We start from the raw sequence: 20,416 nt of genomic DNA on the forward strand, positions 1-20,416 counted from the left end.
AGCTGCCGCCCCGCCCCAAGCGGCCGCCCAAACCGGCGACGCCGCGCGAGCTGCGGGACGCGATCGCCGCCAAGGCGCTGGAACTCGGCTTCGACGCCGTGGCCTTCGCGCCCGCGCAGCTCTCGCCCGAGGCGCGGCAGCAGCGCCGGGAGCGCATGGAGGCGTTCCTCGAACGCGGCTTCCAGGGCGACATGGGCTGGCTGGCCGATCGCGCCGAGCAGCGCATCGATCCCTCGACCCTGTGGCCCGAGGCGCGCACGGTCGTGTCCGTGGCGCTGAACTACGGCCCCGCCGGCGATCCGCGCGACGTGTTGCAGCAGGCCGAACGCGGCGCGATCTCGGTCTATGCGCAGGGACGCGACTATCACGACGTGATGAAAAGCCGGCTGAAGCAGCTCGGCCGCTTCATCTGGGACACCTATCACCAGAGCCTCAAGGTGTTCGTCGACACCGCGCCGCTGATGGAGAAGCCGGTCGCGCAGCAGGCGGGCCATGGCTGGCAGGGCAAGCACACCAACCTGGTGTCGCGCCGCTTCGGTTCATGGCTGTTCCTCGGCGAACTGCTCCTGTCGGTCGAGTTGCCGGCCGATGACGCCGAAACAGATCATTGCGGGCAGTGCCGCGCCTGCCTCGATTCCTGCCCGACCGACGCCTTTCCCGCGCCCTACCAGCTCGATGCGCGGCGCTGCATCTCCTATCTCACCATCGAGCATCCCGGCCCGATCGATCGCGAGTTCAGGACGGCGCTCGGCAACCGCATCTACGGTTGCGACGACTGCCTCGCCGCCTGCCCCTGGAACAAGTTCGCCCGCCAGTCGCGCGAGGCCGCCTTCGCGCCGCGCGCCGAGCTGCAGGCGCCCCTATTGGCCGAACTCGCCACGCTGGACGACGCGACCTTCCGCACGCGCTTCTCGGGCACCGCCGTGAAGCGCATCGGGCGCGACCGCTTCCTGCGCAACGTCGCCTATGCGCTGGGCAACAGCGCCGCCCCCGTCACCGCCCTGCCCGCCGTCGAGCGCCTGCTGGCCGACGCTTCGCCCGTGGTGCGCGGCGCCGCCGTCTGGGCGCTGTCGCAGCTTGCGCCCGAAGAGGCGGCGCGTCGGGGCCAAACGACCGATGACTCCGATGCCGGTGTGCGTGCCGAATGGGCCGACGCGCACGAGAAACGACAATCCTAAAGACTTGGCAGGTTGAGCCCCTTCTCTCGGGCACAGTCGATGGCTTCCGGGTAACCCGCATCGGCGTGGCGCATGACGCCGGTCGCCGGGTCGTTCCACAGCACGCGCTCGACGCGCCTGGCCGCTTCCGGCGTGCCGTCGCACACGATGACCATGCCGGCATGCTGGGAGAAGCCCATGCCGACGCCACCGCCGTGATGCAGCGACACCCAGGTCGCGCCTGAGGCACAGTTCAGCAGCGCGTTGAGCAGCGGCCAGTCGGACACCGCGTCCGACCCGTCGCGCATGCCCTCGGTCTCGCGGTTGGGGCTGGCGACCGAACCAGAATCGAGATGATCGCGGCCGATCACGATCGGCGCCTTGAGTTCGCCCTTCGCCACCATTTCGTTGAAGGCGAGACCGAGACGGTGACGGTCGCCCAGCCCGACCCAGCAGATACGCGCCGGCAGGCCCTGGAACTTGATGCGCTTCTTCGCCATGTCGAGCCAGTTGTGGAGATGCTTGTTGTCGGGCAGCAGCTCCTTCACCTTCTCGTCCGTGCGATAGATGTCCTCGGGGTCGCCCGAGAGCGCGGCCCAGCGGAACGGCCCGACGCCGCGGCAGAACAGCGGACGGATATAGGCCGGCACGAAACCCGGGAAGGCGAAGGCGTCGGACACGCCCTCCTCCAGCGCCATCTGGCGGATGTTGTTGCCGTAATCGACCGTGGGCACGCCGAGCTTGTGGAACTCCAGCATGGCGCGCACATGCCCAGCCATCGACTGCTTGGCGGCCTTGGCGACGCCGGCCGGATCGCTCGCGCGCCTGGCCTCCCAGTCGGCCAGGGTCCAGCCCCTGGGCAGATAGCCGTTGACCGGGTCGTGAGCCGAGGTCTGATCGGTCACGCAATCGGGCCGCACGCCGCGCCGGAGCAGTTCGGGAAGCACGTCTGCGGCATTGCCCAGCAGGCCGACCGAGACCGCCTTCTTCTCCGCCACCGCCTTGCCGATGATCGCCAGTGCATCGTCGAGATCCTTGGCCTGGACGTCGAGATAGCCGGTGCGCAGGCGGAACTCGATGCTGCTCGGGCGGCACTCGACGGCGAGGCACGAAGCGCCGGCCATGGTCGCCGCCAGCGTCTGCGCGCCGCCCATGCCGCCGAGACCCGCGGTCAGGATCCAGCGGCCGGCGAGGCTGCCGCCGTAATGCTGGCGCGCCATCTCGACGAAGGTTTCGTAGGTGCCCTGAACGATGCCCTGGCTGCCGATGTAGATCCACGAGCCTGCCGTCATCTGGCCGTACATCATGAGGCCCTTGCGATCGAGCTCGTTGAAATGCTCCCAGGTCGCCCAGCGCGGCACGAGGTTGGAGTTGGCGATCAGCACCCGCGGCGCATCGGCGTGGGTGCGGAACACGCCCACCGGCTTGCCCGACTGCACCAGCAGCGTCTCGTCGGCTTCGAGCTTGCGCAGCGAGGCCACGATGCGGTCGAAGCTCTCCCAATCGCGCGCGGCGCGGCCGATGCCGCCATAGACCACGAGCTCGCCCGGCTTCTCGGCCACGTCGGGATCGACGTTGTTCATCAGCATGCGCAAGGGCGCTTCGGTCAGCCAGCTCTTGGCCGTGAGCTCGGTGCCGTGTGGCGCGCGGACGGTGCGGGCATTGTCGATACGGTTCATGGTGTCTCCTGAAGCGCGGGCAGGAAGCCGCTGCCGACGGTTGCGACGATGGTGCCATCCGCGACGAGCGCGGTGGCCTTCTCCATGTCGGGATGGAAGTGGCGGTCGTCCTCGAGGTGCGGCACCCCGCGCCGCAGCAGAGTTCGAACCGCTTCGAGCGGCGGGCTGGAGGCCAGCGGCCGGTGGAAGTCGCAGCCCTGGGCCGCCGCCAGCAGTTCGATGCCGATCACGGACGCAACGTTGGCCGCCATGTCGAGCAGACGGCGCGCGCCGTGCGCGGCCATCGACACATGGTCTTCCTGGTTGGCCGAGGTCGGGATCGAATCGACGCTGGCGGGATAGGCGCGCTGCTTGTTCTCCGAGACCAGCGCCGCCGCCGTCACCTGCGGGATCATGAAGCCCGAGTTGAGACCGGGCCGCGGCGTCAGGAAGGCCGGCAGGCCCGACAGCGCCGGATCGACCAGCATGGCGATGCGGCGCTCGGCCAGCGAGCCGATCTCGCACAGGGCCAGCGCGATGATGTCGGCGGCGAACGCCACCGGCTCGGCGTGGAAGTTGCCGCCCGAGAGCGCCTCCTCGGGATCGGTGAAGATCAGCGGATTGTCGGTGACACCGTTGGCTTCGGTTTCGAGCGTGGCGGCCGCCTGGCGCAAGATGTCGAGCGCCGCGCCCATGACCTGCGGCTGGCAGCGCAGGCAGTACGGGTCCTGCACCCGCTCGTCGCCCACGAGGTGCGAGGCGCGGATCGCCGAGCCGGTCATCAAGCGCCGCAGCGCGTCTGCCGTCGCGATCTGTCCGGCGTGGCGACGCAGTTGATGGATGCGGGGATCGAAGGGCGCATCCGAGCCGCGCGCCGCGTCCGTCGAGAGCGCACCGGTGACCAGCGCCGCCCCATGCAGATTTTCGGCTTCGAACAGGCCCGCCAGGGCATAGGCGGTCGAGAACTGCGTGCCGTTCAGCAGCGCAAGCCCTTCCTTGGCGCCCAGCACCAGCGGCTTCAGCCCAGCATCGCCCAGCGCCTTCGCGGCCGGCACGATCTTGCCGTCGACGATGAACGACCCGACTCCGATCATCGCCGCGCTCATGTGCGCAAGCGGCGCGAGATCGCCCGAGGCGCCGACCGAGCCCTGGCACGGCACGACGGGCGTCAGCCCTTCCGCGAGCATCGTCTCCAGCAGCCGCACCGTCTCGGGCTTCACGCCCGACGCACCCTGCGACAGGCTGCCGAGCTTCAGCGCCATCATCAGCCGCGCGACGGGCACGGGCATCGACGCACCCACTCCGGCGGCATGGCTGAGGACAATGTTGCGCTGGAGCGTTTCGAGATCGGCAGCCTCGATGCGGACGCTCGCCAGCTTCCCGAAGCCCGTGTTGATGCCGTAGACCGGCTGACCCCTGGACAGGATGGCCGATACCGCGCGCGCCGACTTTTCGATGACCTCGTAGGCCGCCGGGTCGAGGCTTACGGCAGCGCCCCGATAGATGTCGCGCCAGGCCGAAAGCGGAACGGCGCCGGGCGTGAGTACGATCGCCTTCATTTGCCTCTCCAGACGCGCGCGTGCAGCGGATTGAAGCCCATGCGGTAGACCAGCTCGGCCGGGCGCTCGATGTCCCAGATCGCGAGATCGCACGATTTGCCCGCTTCGAGCGTGCCGATGCTGTCGAGGCATCCGAGCGCACGCGCCGCCTCGCGCGTCACGCCGGCCAGGCATTCGTCGACCGTGAGCCGAAACAGCGTCGCGCCCATGTTCATCGCCAGCAGCAGCGACGTGAGCGGCGAGGTACCGGGATTGCTGTCGGAGGCGAGGGCGATGCTCACGCCATGCCGGCGCAGCAGCTCGACCGGCGGCTTGTGCGTCTCGCGCACGAAGTAGAAGGCACCCGGCAGCAGCACGGCAACTGTGCCGGCCTTGGCAAGGGCAATCACGCCCTGCTCGTCGACATGCTCCAGGTGATCCGCCGAAAGCGCGCCGTAGCGTGCGGCGAGGCTGGCGCCGTGCAGGTTGGAGAGTTGCTCGGCATGCAGCTTGACGCGCAGCCCCCTCGCCTTCGCCGCCTCGAACACGCGTTCGACCTGCTGCGGCATGAAGGCGATGCCCTCGCAGAAGCCGTCGACCGCATCGGCCAGTCCGGCCTTGGCGACGGCCGGCAGCATCTCGTCGCAGACTGTGGCGATGTAGGCATCCTTGTCGCCGCTGGCCTCGGGCGGCAACGCATGCGCGCCGAGGAACGTCGTCTTCACCGTGAGAGCCCGCAGCTCGCCGACCCGGCGGGCGGCGCGCAGCGACTTCATCTCGGTGGCCGTATCGAGCCCGTAGCCCGACTTGATCTCCAGGGTTGTCACGCCTTCGGCGATCAGCGTGTCGACGCGCGGCAGCGCACTGGCGACCAGCGCGTCTTCGCTTGCCGCCCGCGTCGCCTTCATGGTCGAGACGATCCCGCCGTCCGCCCGTGCGATCTCCTCATAGCTGGCGCCGGCCAGACGCAGCTCGAACTCGTGGGCGCGGTTGCCGCCGTAGACGATGTGGGTGTGGCAATCGACAAGGCCGGGCGTGATCCAGCGCCCGGCGCAATCGACGGTCTCGGCGGCCTCCAGCGACGGCGCGTCGACCCTCGCCCCGGAAAACAGGATGCGGCCGTCGCGGGCGGCGACGATGCCGTCTTCGACGAGTCCCAGCCCCTCGCCCGTCAGGGTCGCGAGGCGTGCGTTCTTCCAGAGGCGGTCACATTGCATGGCGTTCTTATTATGACTATACATAATAATATGTCCAGAACCGCCCTCTGGTTTCGCTCCCTCCTCCTCCCCGACGGCTGGACCGACGGCGTGCGCCTCGTCCTCGCGGATGGCCACATCGAGACCCTCGTGAAGGAATGCCCGGCCGAGGCGGGCGACGAACGTCACGAGATCGGCCTGCCCGGCCTGCCCAACCTGCACAGCCATGCCTTCCAGCGCGGCATGGCGGGCCTCACCGAGCAGCGCGGCGCCACGGCAGACAGCTTCTGGACATGGCGCGAGGCGATGTACCGCTTCGTCGACCATATGGGCCCCGAGGAGGTCGAGGCGATCGCCGCGCAGGCCTTCGTGGAAATGCTCGAAAGCGGCTTCACCCGCGTCGGCGAATTCCACTACGTGCATCACGATCCGAATGGGGCGCCCTATGCCGACATCGCCGAGCTGGCGGCGCGGGTCGCGGCGGCGGCGGGTGAGACAGGCATTGCTCTGACGCTCCTGCCCGTCTTCTATCGCCATGCCGGCTTCGGCGGCCTGCCCGCAGCACCGGGCCAGCGGCGCTTCGTCAACGATATCGACCGCTACGGAAACCTGATCGAGGCCAGCCGCAAGGCCGTGTCGTCTCTGCCCGGCGCCGTGGTCGGCGTCGCACCGCACAGCCTGCGTGCGGCGACGCCGGAAGAGATCGCGGCCATCCTGCCGCTCGCCGACGGCGGCCCCGTCCACATCCATGTCGCCGAGCAGACGAAGGAGGTCGAGGACTGCCTCGCCTGGTCGGGCCAGCGGCCGGTCGAGCTGCTGCTCGATCGCCTGCCGGTCGACGGGCGCTGGTGCCTCGTCCATGCCACGCATGTCACCGACGCCGAGAGCCAGGGCATCGTGGCGCGCGGGGCGACGGTGGGCCTGTGCCCCATCACCGAGGCCAATCTCGGAGACGGACTCTTTCCCGCGCAGGCCTTCGTGGAACGCGGCGGAAGCTTCGGCGTCGGCTCGGATTCGAACGTGCTGATCGACGCCGCCGAGGAACTGCGCCTGCTCGAATACGGCCAGCGACTTTCCCTGCACACCCGCAACGCCATGGCCCGGGCCTCGACACCGTCGGTGGGGCGCAGCCTGTTCGACGCGGCCCTGGCCGGCGGCGCGCAGGCGCTCGGGGCGCCGGCGACGCTCGCCGCCGGACAGCCGGCCGATCTCGTCAGCCTGAAGGCCGACGACAATGCGCTCGCGCATCGGCGTCACGACCGCTGGCTCGACGGCTGGATCTTCGGCGGCGGCCGCCAGACCGTGGATTGCGTCTGGCGCGCCGGCGCCAGGCTCGTGACCGGCGGGCTGCACATCCACCGCGACGCGATCGGCCGACGCTACCGGCAGGCGCTGCACAAGGTACTGCACCCATCGTGACCGCCGCCGCACCGTCCCTTCACCAGAAGATCCTGGGCGACCTGCAGGGCAAGATCCTGTCGGGCAAGCTGGCGCCCGGCGCGCGCATCGCCACCGAGCACGAGCTGGCGGAGACCTATGGCTGCTCGCGCATGACGGTGAGCAACGTGCTGGCCAGGCTCGCCCGCGCCGGCCTGGTGGAGCGTCGACGCAAGGCCGGCACCTTCGTCACGCGCCCCCAGTCGCAGGCGGCGGTGCTGGAGATCCACGACATCAAGGCCGAGGTGCTGGCGCTTGGCCTCCCCTACCGTTTCGAGCTGGTGTCGCGCGCCACACGACGCAGCACGGCGGCGGATCGCGAGCGGCTCGGGTCCGGGTCCCCCGGTCGCGTGGTCGACCTCCTGGTCCGCCATTTCGCCGGCGACCGCGTCTTCTGCCTGGAAGAGCGCCTGATCAATGCGGAGGCCGTGCCCGAGGCGGCCGTCGAACGCTTCCATGACATCGCACCGGGGCGATGGCTGCTCGACAGCGTGCCCTGGACCGCGGCGGAACACCGGATCGGCGCCAGCAGTGCCGGCAAGGAATGGGCGGCGTTCCTGTCGGTGCCCGCGACGACCGCCTGCCTGATCGTCGAACGCCGGACCTGGCGCGCTGCTCTGCCCGTCACGCACGTGCGCCTCACCTATCCGGGCGATTCGCACCAGCTGGTCGCGCGCTTCACGCCAACCCAGGCTTGATTGAATCGCGCTAGCGGTTCGCGCGAGCGACAGCAGCGTTCAGCAGGAGATTGGCGCCCGGCACCGAGCGCCTGAGTTCGATCGCTTCGTTGACGTTGTGGCTGATGCCCTCGAAGCAGGGCGTGAAGATCATGGCGGTCGGTGCCATCGTCGCGACGGCGTAGGCGTCGTGACCGGCCTGGCTGCGCATCTCGCGATAGGGCAGGCCCAGTTCCTTCGCCGTCGACTTCAGCAGTTCGATGCATTCGGGCGCGAACAGTTCGCTGCCCCAGCTCCAGCCCTCGGCGACCTCGATATCGACATTCGCCTTCTTCGCCGCGGCCGCGATCGCGGCATCGACCTCGGCGCGCATGGCCTTGAAGCGGCCTTCGTCGATGTGGCGGAAGTCGATGGTGAGCTTGACCTGCTCGGCGTAGGTGCCGGCAAGGTTGGGGAAGCTCTCGATGCGCGTCGTCGTCGTGCGGCCCTCGTCAACGGCATAGACGAGGCCGATGTCGTTGACCGCCGCAATGACGTAGCCGGCGCCGACCAGCGCGTTGCGCCGCTGCGCCATCGGCGTGCCGCCGGCATGACCGGTGTCGCCGTTGATCGTGAGCCGCAGGGCCTGGGTCTTGTAGCCACCGACCACGATGCCGACGTCACACCCCTCGCGGTCGAGGACCGGGGCCTGCTCGATGTGCAGTTCCAGATAGGAATCGAAGGTGCGGCCCACCGGGGCGGAGCCGGCGTACCCGATCTCGTCGAGCGCCTGCCCGACCGTCACGCCGGCATCGTCGGTGGTGGCCAGCACGCTCTCCAGCGGCAGGACCCCGGCAAAGGCCATGGAGCCCATCATCGGCGGGTTGAAGCGCGCGCCTTCCTCGTTGGTCCAGCAGATCACCTCGATGCCGCGCTTGGTCTGCAGGCCGCGATCGTTCAGCGTGCGCACGACCTCCAGCCCGCACAGCACGCCCAGGATGCCGTCGTAGCGGCCACCGCAGATCTGGGTGTCGAGATGGCTGCCGATCGCGACCGGCGGCAGCGACGGATCGGTGCCCGGCCGCCGCGCGAAGATGTTGCCCAGCCGGTCGATCTCGACGGAGCAGCCCGCCGCCTTCACCCAGTCGACGAACAGGTCGCGCATCTGCTTGTCCTCGGCGGACAGAGCGAGACGGCGCAGGCCGACGTCGCGGAAGCGTCCGATCTCGGCCGATCGTTCGAGGCTCTCCCAAAGGCGTTCGGGATTGACCTCCAGGACGTTTGCGACCATGCGGCGCTCCTTTTGCGTGCGGCTTTCTGAACGAGCGATGGCATTCTAACCAAGAAACATGCCATCCGCCGGAACGACGAGATATCGACCATGGACAGCGAGTACGACTACATCATCATCGGGGGCGGCTCGGCCGGCGCAACGCTCGCGGCGCGGCTGAGCGAGGAACCGGCGCTGCGCGTCCTGCTGCTGGAGGCCGGCCGGGATTTCCGGACCGCCGAGACCCCGCATCACCTGCGCATTCCCAATCCGCTGCGCGCCATCGGCGACGACAATTACCGGTACCCGAAGCTGCTGGCGCGCCGCACCGAGCGGCAGGAGCCGAAGCTGCTGTGGCGCGGGCGCGCCATCGGCGGCAGTTCGACCATCAACGGCCAGATCGCCATCCGCGGAATCCCCGAGGACTTCGAGGACTGGGCCTCGATGGGCGCCACCGGATGGGACTGGGACGCCTGCCTTCCGTATTTCCGCAAGCTCGAAACCGACGTCGACTTCGGCAACCTCCCCTATCACGGCAACGAAGGACCTCTCCCCGTCTACCGCGCGCCGATAGAGCAGTGGGGCTCCGTCGACCGCGCGCTGCGCGAGGCGGCGCTGGGCCTCGGCTATCCCTGGTGCGACGACCATAACGCACCGACCGGCAACGGCGTCGGGCCCTACGCGATAAACAGCCGCCAGGGCCTGCGCATCTCGACCAACGACGGCTACCTCGAGCCGGCGCGCGGCCGGCCGAACCTCACAGTCGTGGGCGGGGCCGTCGTCGACACGCTGCAGTTCGAGGGCAACCGACCGCATGTGAGCGGTGTCCGCGTCAGCGCGGGCGGCGAGGCGCGCAATGTGCGTGCGCGGCGCGAAGTCATCCTGTCGGCCGGCGCCATCCATTCGCCGGCGATCCTCCAGCGCTCGGGCATCGGCCCGCGGGCCCTGCTTGACCGTCTTGGCATCCCGGTCGTGGCCGAACGGCCGGTCGGTGAACACCTGCTCGACCACCCGATCCTCGGCCTCATGCTCGACCTGCGCGACGAGGCGCGCGTCAGCACGCTGATGCATCGCCACACCAATTGCTGCCTGCGCTACTCCTCGGGGCTGGCGGGCGCGGGCATCACGGACATGATCGTGATCGCCGGCAACCTCCGCCCCGAGGAAGATGGCGGCACCGCCCGGGCCCGACTCGCCGTCTCGGCTTTCCAGGCGCTCAGCGAGGGCACGGTGCGCATCACCACCCGCGATCCCTCGATCGACCCGCAGGTCGAAGAGCGCATGCTGTCGGACGAGAGCGACCTCGTGCGGATGCGCGACGGCGTACAGCGCCTGCGCGACCTCTGCCAGCAGCCCGCCTTCAGGGCGATCTCGACCCGCGTCGAGTACGGCACGACGGGACGCTCGATCGAGGATCCGTTCGACGCAAAGGCGCTGGACGACTGGATGTTCAACGAATGCTCGGATGCCCAGCATGCCAGCGGCACCTGCCGCATGGGCTCACCCGAAGACCCCCGGTCGGTCGTCGATCCGGAATGCCGGGTGATCGGCTGTTCGGGCCTGCGCGTCATCGACGCGTCGATCATGCCCACCGTGGTACGTGCGAACACGCACTTCACGACGGTCATGATCGCGGAAAAGATGGCAGACGAGCTGAAGCGCGCCCATCCGGGCGCGCCTGCCTAGCCCGTTTGCCTAGCGAAGGTCCTTCGCGCGGGCCTTGCTCAGGGCCTCATTGCAGTTCTGGCCCTTCACCGGAGCGCGGATCTTCCAGCACATGGTCTCGTCGTCGCGCGTGACGCCCGCGTTGCAGTAGAAGACATCCTTCTTCTTCTGCAACCACACGCCACCGGGCACCGCGGCCTTGATCTCGTAGGAATCCGAGAGAAGGTCGGCCGTGGTGATACCCGGTTGCTCCTGGTGCTGCGACGAGCAGGTCACCTCACCCGGCATGGTTATTTGCGGGGCTACTGCAGTTTGTGGAGCAGCCCCCATCTGCGCGCCAGCCGACGGGCTGAGCGCAGTCGTCTGAGCAAAGGCTACGGCGCCGAGAGCGATCACAGCGCCGCCGACAGCCGAAATGATCAATTTCGTCTTTGTCTGCATGATTTTACGACCCCAAGGTTCCGGCCCAGCCCCCCACAGGCCGACCCGGAACACGTTTTTCCCACACACAACACTTAAGTCTGCAGTCTTACAGCAACCTTTCAAGGTGGCAGTCAAGATGAAATAATGACGGAAAATCCTCAGTCAAGGCTCTTCGACGCGATTTCGAACACGTCCCGGGACAGGCCCTTCTCCGCCACGATCCGCGCCAGTTCGCGCTTCATCAGCGTCTGCCGTCCGGCGTCGTAGCGCCGCCACGACCCCAGCGGCGCGAGCAGGCGGGCCGCGACCTGCGGGTTGAACCGGTCGGTGGCCAGCACCTGGTCGGCGAGGAAGCGGTAGCCCGCCCCGCCGCCGGCATGGAACTGGACCGGGTTGCCCGAGGCGAATGCCCCGATCAGCGAATAGACGCGGTTCGGATTCTTCCGGTCGTAGGAAGGATGGTCGACCAATTGTTTCACCCGTTGGAGGGTGTCCCCGGTCGGCGTGCGCGCCTGGATGCCGAACCATTTGTCGAGAACCAGCGGTTCGCCCTTCCAGCGCTCATGGAAGGCTCCGAGCGCGGCATCTCCCTCCGCACCGCCCAGTTCGGCGAGCACGCCGAGGCCCGCGACCTGCTCGGTCATGTTCTTCGCGTTCTCGAAATATTCGACGGCCCGGCGCCGCGCGGCCTCGCCCTTGTCTGTCGAGAGATAGGAGAGCGCCGTGCTGCGCAGGCGGCGGCGGCCCACCTCCTCGGGCGAGAAGCGATAGGGACCGCTGCCATGGTTGGCGTCGTAGACCGAGCTCCATCGATCGGCGAGCTGCTGTGACAGCACGCCGCGTACGCGCTGCTGCGCGGCCCACATCCCCTCGATGTCGATCTCCGGCATGAGCTCGCCCAGGAAGGCGAGCCCCGGCAGGGTCACCGCGTCGGCAATGAAGGAGCGGTCGAGCCGCTGATCGTCGAGCGTGCGACGGATGGCATCGACGAAGAGGTCCGGCACGACCATCGGCTTGCCGGCCTTGCGCGCGGCAACCATGTCGAGGATCAGCCGGGCGCCGAGCTGCTGCCCGGCTTCCCAGCGCGCGAACGGATCGCTGTCGTGCGCCATGAGGAAGGTGAGTTCCTCCTCCGAACGCGGCGCCTGGAGTTTCACCGGCGCGGAGAAGCCGCGCAGCAGCGAGGCGACCGGCTTCTCGGGGACATCCTCGAAGACGAACACGTCGCGCGGATTGCGCACGTCGAGCACGCGCGTCGTGCCGCCCGCCGCCGCTTCGCCCGCGAGCTTCAGCGGCAGGTCCCGACCCGCACCGTCGAGCAGGCCGACCGACAGCGGAATGTGCATCGGCTTCTTGTCCGGCTGACCCGGCGTCCGCCGCAGGCTCTGGTCGACCGTCATCGTGTAGCGCCGCGCGGCCGCGTCGTAACGGCCCTCGACCTTGAGGTCCGGCGTGCCGGCCTGCGCATACCACAGGCGGAACTGCGCGAGATCGACGCCCGACGCGTCCTCCATCGCATTCGCGAAGTCGTCGCAGGTGACGGCCTGGCCGTCATGACGCTGGAAATAGAGATCCATGCCCTTGCGGAAGCGCTCGGGCCCCAGCAGCGTGTGCATCATCCGCACCACCTCGGCACCCTTCTGGTACACGGTCGCGGTGTAGAAGTTGTTGATCTCGATGTAGGAGTCCGGCCGCACCGGATGGGCCATCGGCCCGGCATCCTCCGGGAACTGCGCGGCGCGCAGGCGGCGCACGTCGTCGATGCGCGCATCCGCCGCCGAGCCCATGTCGGCGGAAAACTGCTGATCGCGCAGGACGGTCAGCCCCTCCTTCAGGGAAAGCTGGAACCAGTCGCGGCAGGTGACGCGGTTGCCCGTCCAGTTGTGGAAGTATTCATGGGCGATGACGGCTTCGATCGAATGATAGTCGAGGTCGGTCGCCGTTTCCGGATTGGCCAGCACGAGCTTCGAGTTGAAGACGTTCAGACCCTTGTTCTCCATCGCGCCCATGTTGAAGTCGTCGATGGCCACGATCATGAACGTGTCGAGATCGTACTCGAGGCCATAGACGTCCTCGTCCCACTTCATCGACTTCTTGAGCGATTCCATGGCGTGATCGCAACGCGGCACGTCGCCCGGGCGAACGTAGATGCGCAACGTCACTTCCCGGCCGGAGCGGGTCGTGAACCGGTCCTCCAGGCAGTCGAGCGGCCCGGCGACCAGCGCGAACAGATACGAGGGCTTGGGAAACGGATCCTCCCAGACGGCGAAGTGCCGGCCGCCGTCCAATTCGCCCCGCTCGACGAGGTTGCCGTTGGACAGGAGGACCGGCGCCAACGACTTCTCCGCGGTGATGCGCGTCGTGTAGCGCGCCATCACGTCGGGCCGGTCGAGGAAATAGGTGATGCGTCGGAAGCCCTCCGCCTCGCATTGCGTGCAGAAGATGTCGCGCGACTTGTACAGGCCCGTGAGCTCGGCATTGTCCTGCGGTCGCAGCCGTGTCGCGATTTCCAGCGTGAAGCGGTCCGGCACGGCTCGGATCGCGAGCGTCTCCGGAGTCGCCTCGTGCGCGGCCGCCCGGCCGTCGAGGGAAACGGAGAGGAGGTCCATCTTCTTGCCGTCGAGGACAAGATCGGCGGGCTTCGCGACCGCCGCCGGATTGCGGCGCACCGCCATGCGCGAGACGACTTTCGCGGAGTCCGCGAATAGCTCGACGACGAGATCGACGGTGTCGATCAGGAATGGCGGCGGCGTATAGTCGTCGCGGCGGATCGTGCGGGGCGCGGCGGTCATGTCTTTGCTGATGTCCATGAAAACCTCATACGCCAGCCTGGGACGGCGCGGAAATCGCGCTTGCCCCGGGTGACGACTCGCCGCAATCCTGCAGGACGGACGGTGCCGCTCCCTTGGGAATTGCCCTGCCGCTACCGGGCGCTTTGCCGCAAACCCGCCACATGGTCGCTTTACGCCAGTCAGCAGGCTTTTCTTCGATGCGGATGACCCTTGGATTTCTGGCAACACGAACGCTCGGCGCCGGCATGGGCATGTTGCTCCTCTCGGGCTGCGAGGCGATGCGTGCCGATTTCGCGCGCCTCACCTCGCCTGCGCCCGCCGCCACCACCGCAGCACGCAAGCCTGCGCCGCCGCCCCCCGCACGCCCCGCGAAGCCAGCCGGCGCGACAACGACAGCTGCCGCCGCGCCGCCCGCTCCCGCTTCCGCGCCTGACGCGCCCGTGGCCAATGTCCCTCCGCCCGTGCTCACCGGCTACCGCGAATCCGAACTTCGCGCGATGCTCGGGCCGCCGACCAGCGAGGAAGCTCGCCCGCCCGGCAAGCAGTGGCGCTACCGAAACGGCCAGTGCACCCTGGACATCCAGCTCTATCCGGATGTCGAAACCAAGCAGTACGGAACCCTCGCGTACAAGGTGAAGAGCGATGACGACACAGACGAAGGACGACGGCTCTGTCTGGCCCAGCTCCAATCCCGCATACAGGGCCGACGCTGAGATCGAGAGCGGCCGGCGGGTCCGCATCGCCTTCGTGGAAGACGATGACGATTTCCGCGAGGTCGCGAGCGGCGAGCTGGGCGACCATGGCTTCGACGTCGCCGCCTTCCGCGACGGCACCGGCCTGGTCGAATTCCTGGAGTCGGCGGGCGACATCGAGATCATCGTCCTCGACTGGGGCCTGCCGCGCGTCTCGGGCATCGACCTGCTGCCGAAGCTGCGGCGGGCGGGCATCAACCTCCCGGTCGTGTTCCTGACGGGACACAGCGAACCCAACTACGAGCAGCTCGCGCTCGACCGCGGCGCCATCGACTTCGTCGACAAGTCGCGCGGCGTGCCGATCCTCGCGCGCCGCCTGCGGCTGATCGCCGACCGTGCCGAGAAGCCGATGTCGGCGGACGGCGAAGGCAACTTCCATTGCGGCCGACTGCTGCTGAAGCCTGCGGTGAGCCGCGCCTTCTGGGACGAAACCGACCTCAACCTCACCGTCACCGAGTTCAAGATCGTCCACACGCTCGCCGCCAACATCGGCAGCTACGTGAGCTACCGCGCGGTCTACGACTGCATGCACTATGTCGGCTTCATCGCGGGCAGCGGCGAGAACGGCTACCGGACAAACGTCCGCTCCTGCATCAAGCGCATCCGCAACAAGTTCCGCGCCATTGATCCCGAGTTCAGCGAGATCGAGAACTACCAGTCGTTCGGATACCGCTGGGGGAAGGAATAGCGCTCCGGTGCTGCGCCGCCTCGCCGCCTCGCTGACGCTGAAGCTGGCGGCGCTGATCGGATTGTTCGTAGCACTGCCGATCGTGCTCTACGGGCAGTTCGAGAGCGCCGACAGCCAGATGCAGGCCCTGGTGACGCGCGCCATCCAGGACCGCAGCGCGCTGATCGCCGAGGCGCTCGCGCCGGTGCTGCGCGAGACCGACCCGTCCGAGCCGATGAACCTCAACCGCGAGCTCGCCAAGTATGCGAGCAGCGGCACGGTGCTGAAGCTGATGTTCCAGCCGCCGGCGGCACGCTCGGCCGGCCGCTTCTTTCTCGTCGCGTCGGCGCCGCCGCTCGGGCCGGAAGCGGTGACGGCCGAGCTGGAGGAGCTGGGCCAGCGTGGCATCCTGCTGCGCCTGTCGGAGGCCTGCACCTGGAACGCATCCGACGAGATGCGCTACAGCCGCGCCGACGGGACGGTCGAGCTGCTGACCTCGATCATCCCGATCCGCGCCCGCGGCAACTGCTGGATCCTGACGACCACGCATGTCGCCTCCGAGTTTCTCGACACCTCGATCGGCCGCCCCTACTGGCAGACGCGCGAAATCCGGATCGCCGCCGCGATCTATCTGGTCGGCGCGCTGCTCGCTGTGCTGGTCGTGCTCGGCATCCGTCTCAGCCTGCGCCGCTTCCGCAACGTCGCCGACGAGATCGCCCTGGGCCGCGCCGTGGACGCGACCTTCGTGGAGCGCAACACCGTGCCCGAACTGTCGGGCGTGGCGCGCGACTTCGATCGGCTGGTCCACGAACTACGCCGCGTGTCGCGCGAGATCCGCCAGTCCGCCGAGGACAACGCCCACTCGTTCAAGACGCCGCTTGCCGCCGTGCAGTCGGCCCTGAGCCCGGTGAAGCGCGCCGTGCCCGAGCAGGACCAGCGGGCCCGGCGTGCGCTCGAGATCATCGACTCCTCGCTCGCCCGCCTGCTCGGCCTGGTGAACGCCGCGCAGCGTCACGACATGGGAACCGCCGACCTGATCGACGCGCCGCGCGTGCCGACCGACCTCGCGCCACTTGTCGAAGATGCGGCCCGTCATTTCCGCGAGATCCTCGCGACTCGCGAGATCGGATTGACGGTGAAACTCGACCGCGGCGCGGTCGTTCGGACAGCGGCCGGGATGATGGAGATCGTCCTGCAGAACGTGCTGGAGAACGCCATCAGCTTCTCGTCTGCGGGCAAGAGTATCGCCGTTTCGCTGCGCGTCTTCCCCGATGCCGTCGAACTCATCGTCGAAGACGAGGGACCCGGAATCGATCCCGAGAAGATCGACAGCGTCTTCCAACGCTACTTCTCTTTGCGCCCCGAGGATGGCATAGGCAGCGACCGTGCCGTCGAGCATTCGGGCCTCGGCCTCTGGATCGTGCGGCGCAACGTCGAGGCCTTGGGCGGCCAGGTGATGGCCGCCAATCGCCCCGGCGGCGGTCTGTCGATCAGGGTTCGGTTGCCCCGCGCCGTCATCCACTAGTTGCCGTCGAAAGGTGAGAGATCATGAGCGCCGTCACCGCAGCCAAGAGAGTGAGCACGCCGCAGATCCGCGCCCGCAAGGGCGGTGAGCCGATCGTCTGCCTCACCGCCTACACCACGCAGATGGCGCGCTGGCTCGACCCGCATGTCGACCTGCTGCTGGTCGGCGATTCGCTGGGCATGGTCGTCTATGGCTTCGACAGCACCCTGCCGGTCACGCTCGACATGATGATCGCCCACGGCTCGGCCGTGATGCGCGGCGCCGCACATGCCTGCGTGATCGTCGACCTGCCGTTCGGCAGCTACCAGGCCAGCCCCGAGCAGGCGTTCCACAGCGCGGCGCGTATCATGTCCGAGACCGGAGCCAGTGGCGTGAAGCTGGAGGGCGGCGAGGTTATGGCCGAGACGGTGCGCTACCTCGTCCAGCGCGGCATCCCCGTCTGCGCCCATGTCGGGCTGATGCCGCAGGCGGTGAACGTGGCCGGCGGCTTCAAGGCGACCGGCCGCTCCGATGAGGAAGCCCGCCAAGTGACGCGCGACGCCGAGGCGATGGCCGAGGCCGGCGCCTTTGCGGTGGTGCTGGAAGGCACGCTGGAGCCGGTGGCCGCCGCAATCACCCGGTCGGTCTCCATCCCGACCATCGGCATCGGCGCCTCGCCCGCCTGCGACGGGCAGATCCTGGTGTCGGAGGACGTGTTCGGCCTGTTCAGCGATTTCACCCCGCGGTTCGTGAAGCGCTACGCGGATCTTGGAGGGAAAATCTCCGAGGCCGCGGCCGCCTATTCAGCCGACGTGAAGGCGCGTCGTTTTCCCGCAATGGAGCATTGCTTCCTGCCCAAATCCGGTGGTCAATCCCGTCCCTGAGGGAGGAAGCGACCGGATGGAGAGTTTCGACTACGTGATCGTGGGGGCCGGCTCGGCGGGCAGTGTGCTGGCCAGCCGGTTGAGCGAGGATCCCAACGTCACGGTTTGCGTGCTCGAAGCCGGTCCGCGCGACTGGCATCCCTTCATCCATATCCCGGCCGGCTTCATGTACACGCTGGTCGATCCCAAGGTGAACTGGCTCTACAAGTCCGAGCCCAGCGAATGGACCGGCGGCCGGGCGATCGCCGCCCCGCGGGGCAAGACCCTCGGCGGCTCGAGCTCGATCAACGGCCATATCTACAATCGCGGCCAGCGGCTCGACTTCGACGGTTGGGCCCAGCGTGGCAATCGCGGTTGGGGCTATTCCGACGTGCTTCCCTATTTCCGCCGCAGCGAGAACCGCTTGGCGGGCGACGCCGATGCCACCTTCCGCGGTAGCGACGGCAACCTGCCGATCACCGATCTCGAATGGCGCGATCCCCTGTGCGAGGCCTTTATCGAAGGCGCGGTGGAACAGGGCATCCCGCGCAATTCCGACTATAACGGCACGACCCAGGCAGGCGTGAGCTACGTCCAGCGCATCATCAGGAATGGCCGCCGCGTCAGCGCCGCGCGAGGCTATCTGCATCCCGCGATGTCGCGGGCCAACCTCACGGTGCGCACCCACGCGCATGCGACATCGGTCGTGCTCGACGGCAAGCGCGCGGTCGGCGTGCGTTATCTCAAGGGCGGCCGCGGCGGCAAGGCGATGGAAGTCCGCGCCCGGAAGGAAGTGATCCTGAGCGGCGGCACGGTGAACTCGCCGCAGCTGCTGCAGCTCTCGGGCATCGGTCCGGCGCCGCTGCTGAAGTCGCTCGGCATCGAGGTGAAGCATGAACTGGCGGGCGTCGGCGAGAACCTGCGCGACCATTACGCGCCGCGCTTCGTCGCCCGCGTCAAGAACGCGGTCAGCATCAACGAGCGCTCGAAGGGCCTGCGCCTGGCCGGCGAGGTCCTGAAATACGTCACCACGCGCAAGGGCCTGCTGACGCTCAATCCGACGCTCATCTACGTCTTCTGGAAGTCCGACGAGAGCATCGAGAACTACGACCTGCAGCTCACCTTCACGCCTGCCAGCTACAAGGAGGGCGTCCAGTCGACGCTCGACGACTTCCCCGGCATGACCATCGCCTCGTGGCAGCAGCGTCCCGATTCGATCGGCTATGTCCGCTCCCGCTCCGCCGACCCGTTCGAGCATCCCGTCATCCAGCCGAACTATCTCGGCGCCGAGAGCGATCGGCGCGTGCTGCTGGCCGGCATGAAGCTGGCCCGGCGGCTGCTGGGCTCGAAGGCGCTCAGCAAGTACTACGATCGCGAGGAGTTCCCCGGCTCGGAGAAGCAGTCGGACGCCGACCTGCTGCAGGCCGCCAAGGAACGGGGCACCACGACGTTCCATCTGATGGGTAGCTGCCGCATGGCGCCGGACAACGATCCGACCGCCGTCGTCGACGACCAGCTGCGCGTGCGCGGCCTCGACGGGCTGCGCGTGGTCGACGCCTCGATCATGCCGACCATGCCGTCGGCGAACCTCAATGCCTCCGTGCTGATGATCGCCGAGAAGGCGGCCGACATGATCCGCGGCAAGCCGCCGCTCGAGGCCACGGTGCTGAAGGACTGATGGCCGACGAGGCCGCCGTCGAGGTGATCTCTGCGCTGGTGCCGGCGACTCTGCGCGCCCTGAACGCCATCGAGTTCGCATCGCGTCATCTCTCCCCCGCCACCCTGCCGCAGGTCATCGAGGCCCTCGCCAAGCGCACCGACGATCTCGGCCCCGCCCTGGCCGCCTCGCGCGCTCTGGACTGGCCGGGCCGCCTGGCGCCGGTGCGCCATCATCTGGAGCGCGCGGCGGAGCAGGCGCAAGAAACGCTTGCCGGCCTGATGGCCGCGCCGGACGCGCCGCAACCCATCGTAGCCGCGTACCGTACCCTGCGCGGCTACCCGCGGGCCTGCGAGGCGCTCTATCCGCTGACCCCTTTCCTCAAGCCGGTCAGTCACTTCTTTCTCGAACAGGCCGCGCGCGGCGACACCGAGCTGCAGGCGCGGCTCGCGGCCGCCGATCCGGCGCGCGAAGGCGTGGGCTTCATGCATATCGCCGGCCCGGCGGGCACGCGCGGCGCCTTTTCGCTCTACGTTCCCGAATACTACGACGCGGCCAAAAGCTGGCCGCTGGTCGTGGCGTTGCATGGCGGCAGCGGCAATGGCGGCGCCTTCCTGTGGAGCTGGGTCCGGGAAGCACGCACGCGCGGCTTCATTGTGCTGGCGCCCACGGCGTCGGGCAGTACGTGGTCGCTCATGGAACCGGAGATCGACGGGCCACGCATCGACCGCATGGCAGCGGACGTGGCCAACGACTGGAACATCGACACCGGACGCCAGCTGCTGACCGGCATGAGCGACGGCGGCACCTTCACCTACGTCGTCGGCCTGCGCGGCGATTGCCGCTTCACCCATCTCGCGCCGGTCGCCGCCAGCTTCCATCCGATGCTGATGACCTTCGCCGATGCCGAGCGCCTGCGCGGCCTGCCCATCCACATCGTCCACGGCACGCAAGACTGGATGTTTCCGCCCGAGATGGCGCAGGGCGCGCAGCGTGCTCTGGAACAGGCGGGAGCCGATGTCACCTATCGCGAGATCGCCGACCTCTCGCACACCTATCCACGCGACGAGAATCCACGGATCCTCGACTGGTTCCTGTCGCCATCCTCATCCTGAGGAGGCCACGGAGTGGCCGTCTCGAAGGATGGGCAACAGGCAAGGTGCGCGTTCCCACCCTTCGAG

General features: G+C 68.3%; 16 protein-coding genes. 10 read left to right on the forward strand and 6 right to left on the reverse strand.

Annotated elements, in window-relative coordinates; all coding sequences use genetic code 11:
- Nucleotides 1-2 precede the first annotated feature (2 nt).
- Nucleotides 3-1,178, forward strand: coding sequence for a tRNA epoxyqueuosine(34) reductase QueG (queG, locus tag LJ725_RS16995; protein WP_268990730.1), 1,176 nt, complete (start codon nucleotides 3-5; stop codon nucleotides 1,176-1,178).
- Here the strand turns inward: queG and hutU are convergent.
- From hutU to hutI, 3 genes are read right to left on the reverse strand one after another with little or no spacing between them, the layout of a single operon-like run.
- Nucleotides 1,175-2,836 carry a urocanate hydratase gene (hutU, locus tag LJ725_RS17000; RefSeq protein ID WP_230551829.1) on the reverse strand — a complete coding sequence of 554 codons (1,662 nt, stop codon included), beginning with the start codon at nucleotides 2,834-2,836 and terminating at the stop codon, nucleotides 1,175-1,177. The two genes, queG and hutU, sit on opposite strands and share 4 nt — an antisense overlap.
- On the reverse strand, nucleotides 2,833-4,374 hold the full coding sequence (gene hutH / locus LJ725_RS17005) for a histidine ammonia-lyase (RefSeq protein WP_230551830.1): 1,542 nt from the start codon (nucleotides 4,372-4,374) through the stop codon (nucleotides 2,833-2,835). The genes hutU and hutH overlap by 4 nt, the downstream gene beginning before the upstream one ends.
- A complete protein-coding gene (gene hutI, locus LJ725_RS17010; RefSeq protein ID WP_408015748.1) occupies nucleotides 4,371-5,570 on the reverse strand; it encodes an imidazolonepropionase in 1,200 nt (399 codons plus the stop codon). The genes hutH and hutI overlap by 4 nt, the downstream gene beginning before the upstream one ends.
- A 30-nt stretch (nucleotides 5,571-5,600) precedes the next feature.
- Here hutI and LJ725_RS17015 point away from each other — a divergent pair, with 30 nt between their 5' ends.
- Both LJ725_RS17015 and hutC read left to right on the forward strand, forming a co-directional pair.
- On the forward strand, nucleotides 5,601-6,968 hold the full coding sequence (locus LJ725_RS17015) for a formimidoylglutamate deiminase (RefSeq protein WP_230551832.1): 1,368 nt from the start codon (nucleotides 5,601-5,603) through the stop codon (nucleotides 6,966-6,968).
- Nucleotides 6,962-7,684, forward strand: a complete 723-nt coding sequence (gene hutC / locus LJ725_RS17020) for a histidine utilization repressor (RefSeq protein WP_408015755.1) — start codon at nucleotides 6,962-6,964, stop codon at nucleotides 7,682-7,684. The genes LJ725_RS17015 and hutC overlap by 7 nt, the downstream gene beginning before the upstream one ends.
- 10 nt (nucleotides 7,685-7,694) lie before the next feature.
- Here hutC and LJ725_RS17025 read toward each other — a convergent pair whose 3' ends face one another.
- Complete coding sequence (locus LJ725_RS17025; RefSeq protein ID WP_230551834.1) at nucleotides 7,695-8,933, reverse strand: Zn-dependent hydrolase; 1,239 nt, start codon at nucleotides 8,931-8,933, stop codon at nucleotides 7,695-7,697.
- 90 nt (nucleotides 8,934-9,023) lie between these two features.
- Here LJ725_RS17025 and LJ725_RS17030 point away from each other — a divergent pair, with 90 nt between their 5' ends.
- The gene (locus tag LJ725_RS17030; protein WP_230551835.1) at nucleotides 9,024-10,598 is read left to right on the forward strand and encodes a GMC family oxidoreductase; all 1,575 of its coding nucleotides are present in this window, start codon (nucleotides 9,024-9,026) and stop codon (nucleotides 10,596-10,598) included.
- 9 nt (nucleotides 10,599-10,607) lie between these two features.
- Here LJ725_RS17030 and LJ725_RS17035 read toward each other — a convergent pair whose 3' ends face one another.
- Both LJ725_RS17035 and pepN read right to left on the reverse strand, forming a co-directional pair.
- Nucleotides 10,608-11,018: a hypothetical protein gene (locus LJ725_RS17035; protein ID WP_230551836.1), complete on the reverse strand. Its 411-nt coding sequence runs from the start codon at nucleotides 11,016-11,018 to the stop codon at nucleotides 10,608-10,610.
- Nucleotides 11,019-11,158: 140 nt separating this feature from the next.
- Nucleotides 11,159-13,810 (reverse strand): aminopeptidase N, encoded by a 2,652-nt coding sequence (pepN, locus tag LJ725_RS17040; protein WP_230551837.1) that lies wholly within the window; start codon nucleotides 13,808-13,810, stop codon nucleotides 11,159-11,161.
- A 95-nt stretch (nucleotides 13,811-13,905) separates the two neighbouring features.
- Here pepN and LJ725_RS17045 point away from each other — a divergent pair, with 95 nt between their 5' ends.
- From LJ725_RS17045 to LJ725_RS17070, 6 genes are read left to right on the forward strand one after another with little or no spacing between them, the layout of a single operon-like run.
- Nucleotides 13,906-14,505, forward strand: a complete 600-nt coding sequence (locus LJ725_RS17045; RefSeq protein WP_230551838.1) for a hypothetical protein — start codon at nucleotides 13,906-13,908, stop codon at nucleotides 14,503-14,505.
- On the forward strand, nucleotides 14,435-15,232 hold the full coding sequence (locus LJ725_RS17050) for a response regulator transcription factor (RefSeq protein WP_230551839.1): 798 nt from the start codon (nucleotides 14,435-14,437) through the stop codon (nucleotides 15,230-15,232). Before LJ725_RS17045 ends, LJ725_RS17050 begins: the two co-directional genes overlap by 71 nt.
- 7 nt (nucleotides 15,233-15,239) lie before the next feature.
- Entirely contained in the window at nucleotides 15,240-16,736 is a 1,497-nt protein-coding gene (locus tag LJ725_RS17055) for a sensor histidine kinase (RefSeq protein ID WP_230551840.1), read from the forward strand.
- 23 nt (nucleotides 16,737-16,759) lie between these two features.
- Nucleotides 16,760-17,599: a 3-methyl-2-oxobutanoate hydroxymethyltransferase gene (panB, locus tag LJ725_RS17060; protein ID WP_230551841.1), complete on the forward strand. Its 840-nt coding sequence runs from the start codon at nucleotides 16,760-16,762 to the stop codon at nucleotides 17,597-17,599.
- Between the two features lie 16 nt (nucleotides 17,600-17,615).
- Nucleotides 17,616-19,256, forward strand: a complete 1,641-nt coding sequence (locus LJ725_RS17065) for a GMC family oxidoreductase (protein WP_230551842.1) — start codon at nucleotides 17,616-17,618, stop codon at nucleotides 19,254-19,256.
- On the forward strand, nucleotides 19,256-20,350 hold the full coding sequence (locus LJ725_RS17070; RefSeq protein ID WP_230551843.1) for a carboxylesterase family protein: 1,095 nt from the start codon (nucleotides 19,256-19,258) through the stop codon (nucleotides 20,348-20,350). Before LJ725_RS17065 ends, LJ725_RS17070 begins: the two co-directional genes overlap by 1 nt.
- Nucleotides 20,351-20,416: the final 66 nt, after the last annotated feature.

Source organism: Reyranella aquatilis (genome assembly GCF_020880995.1).
In the GTDB taxonomy this organism is placed as follows: domain Bacteria; phylum Pseudomonadota; class Alphaproteobacteria; order Reyranellales; family Reyranellaceae; genus Reyranella; species Reyranella aquatilis.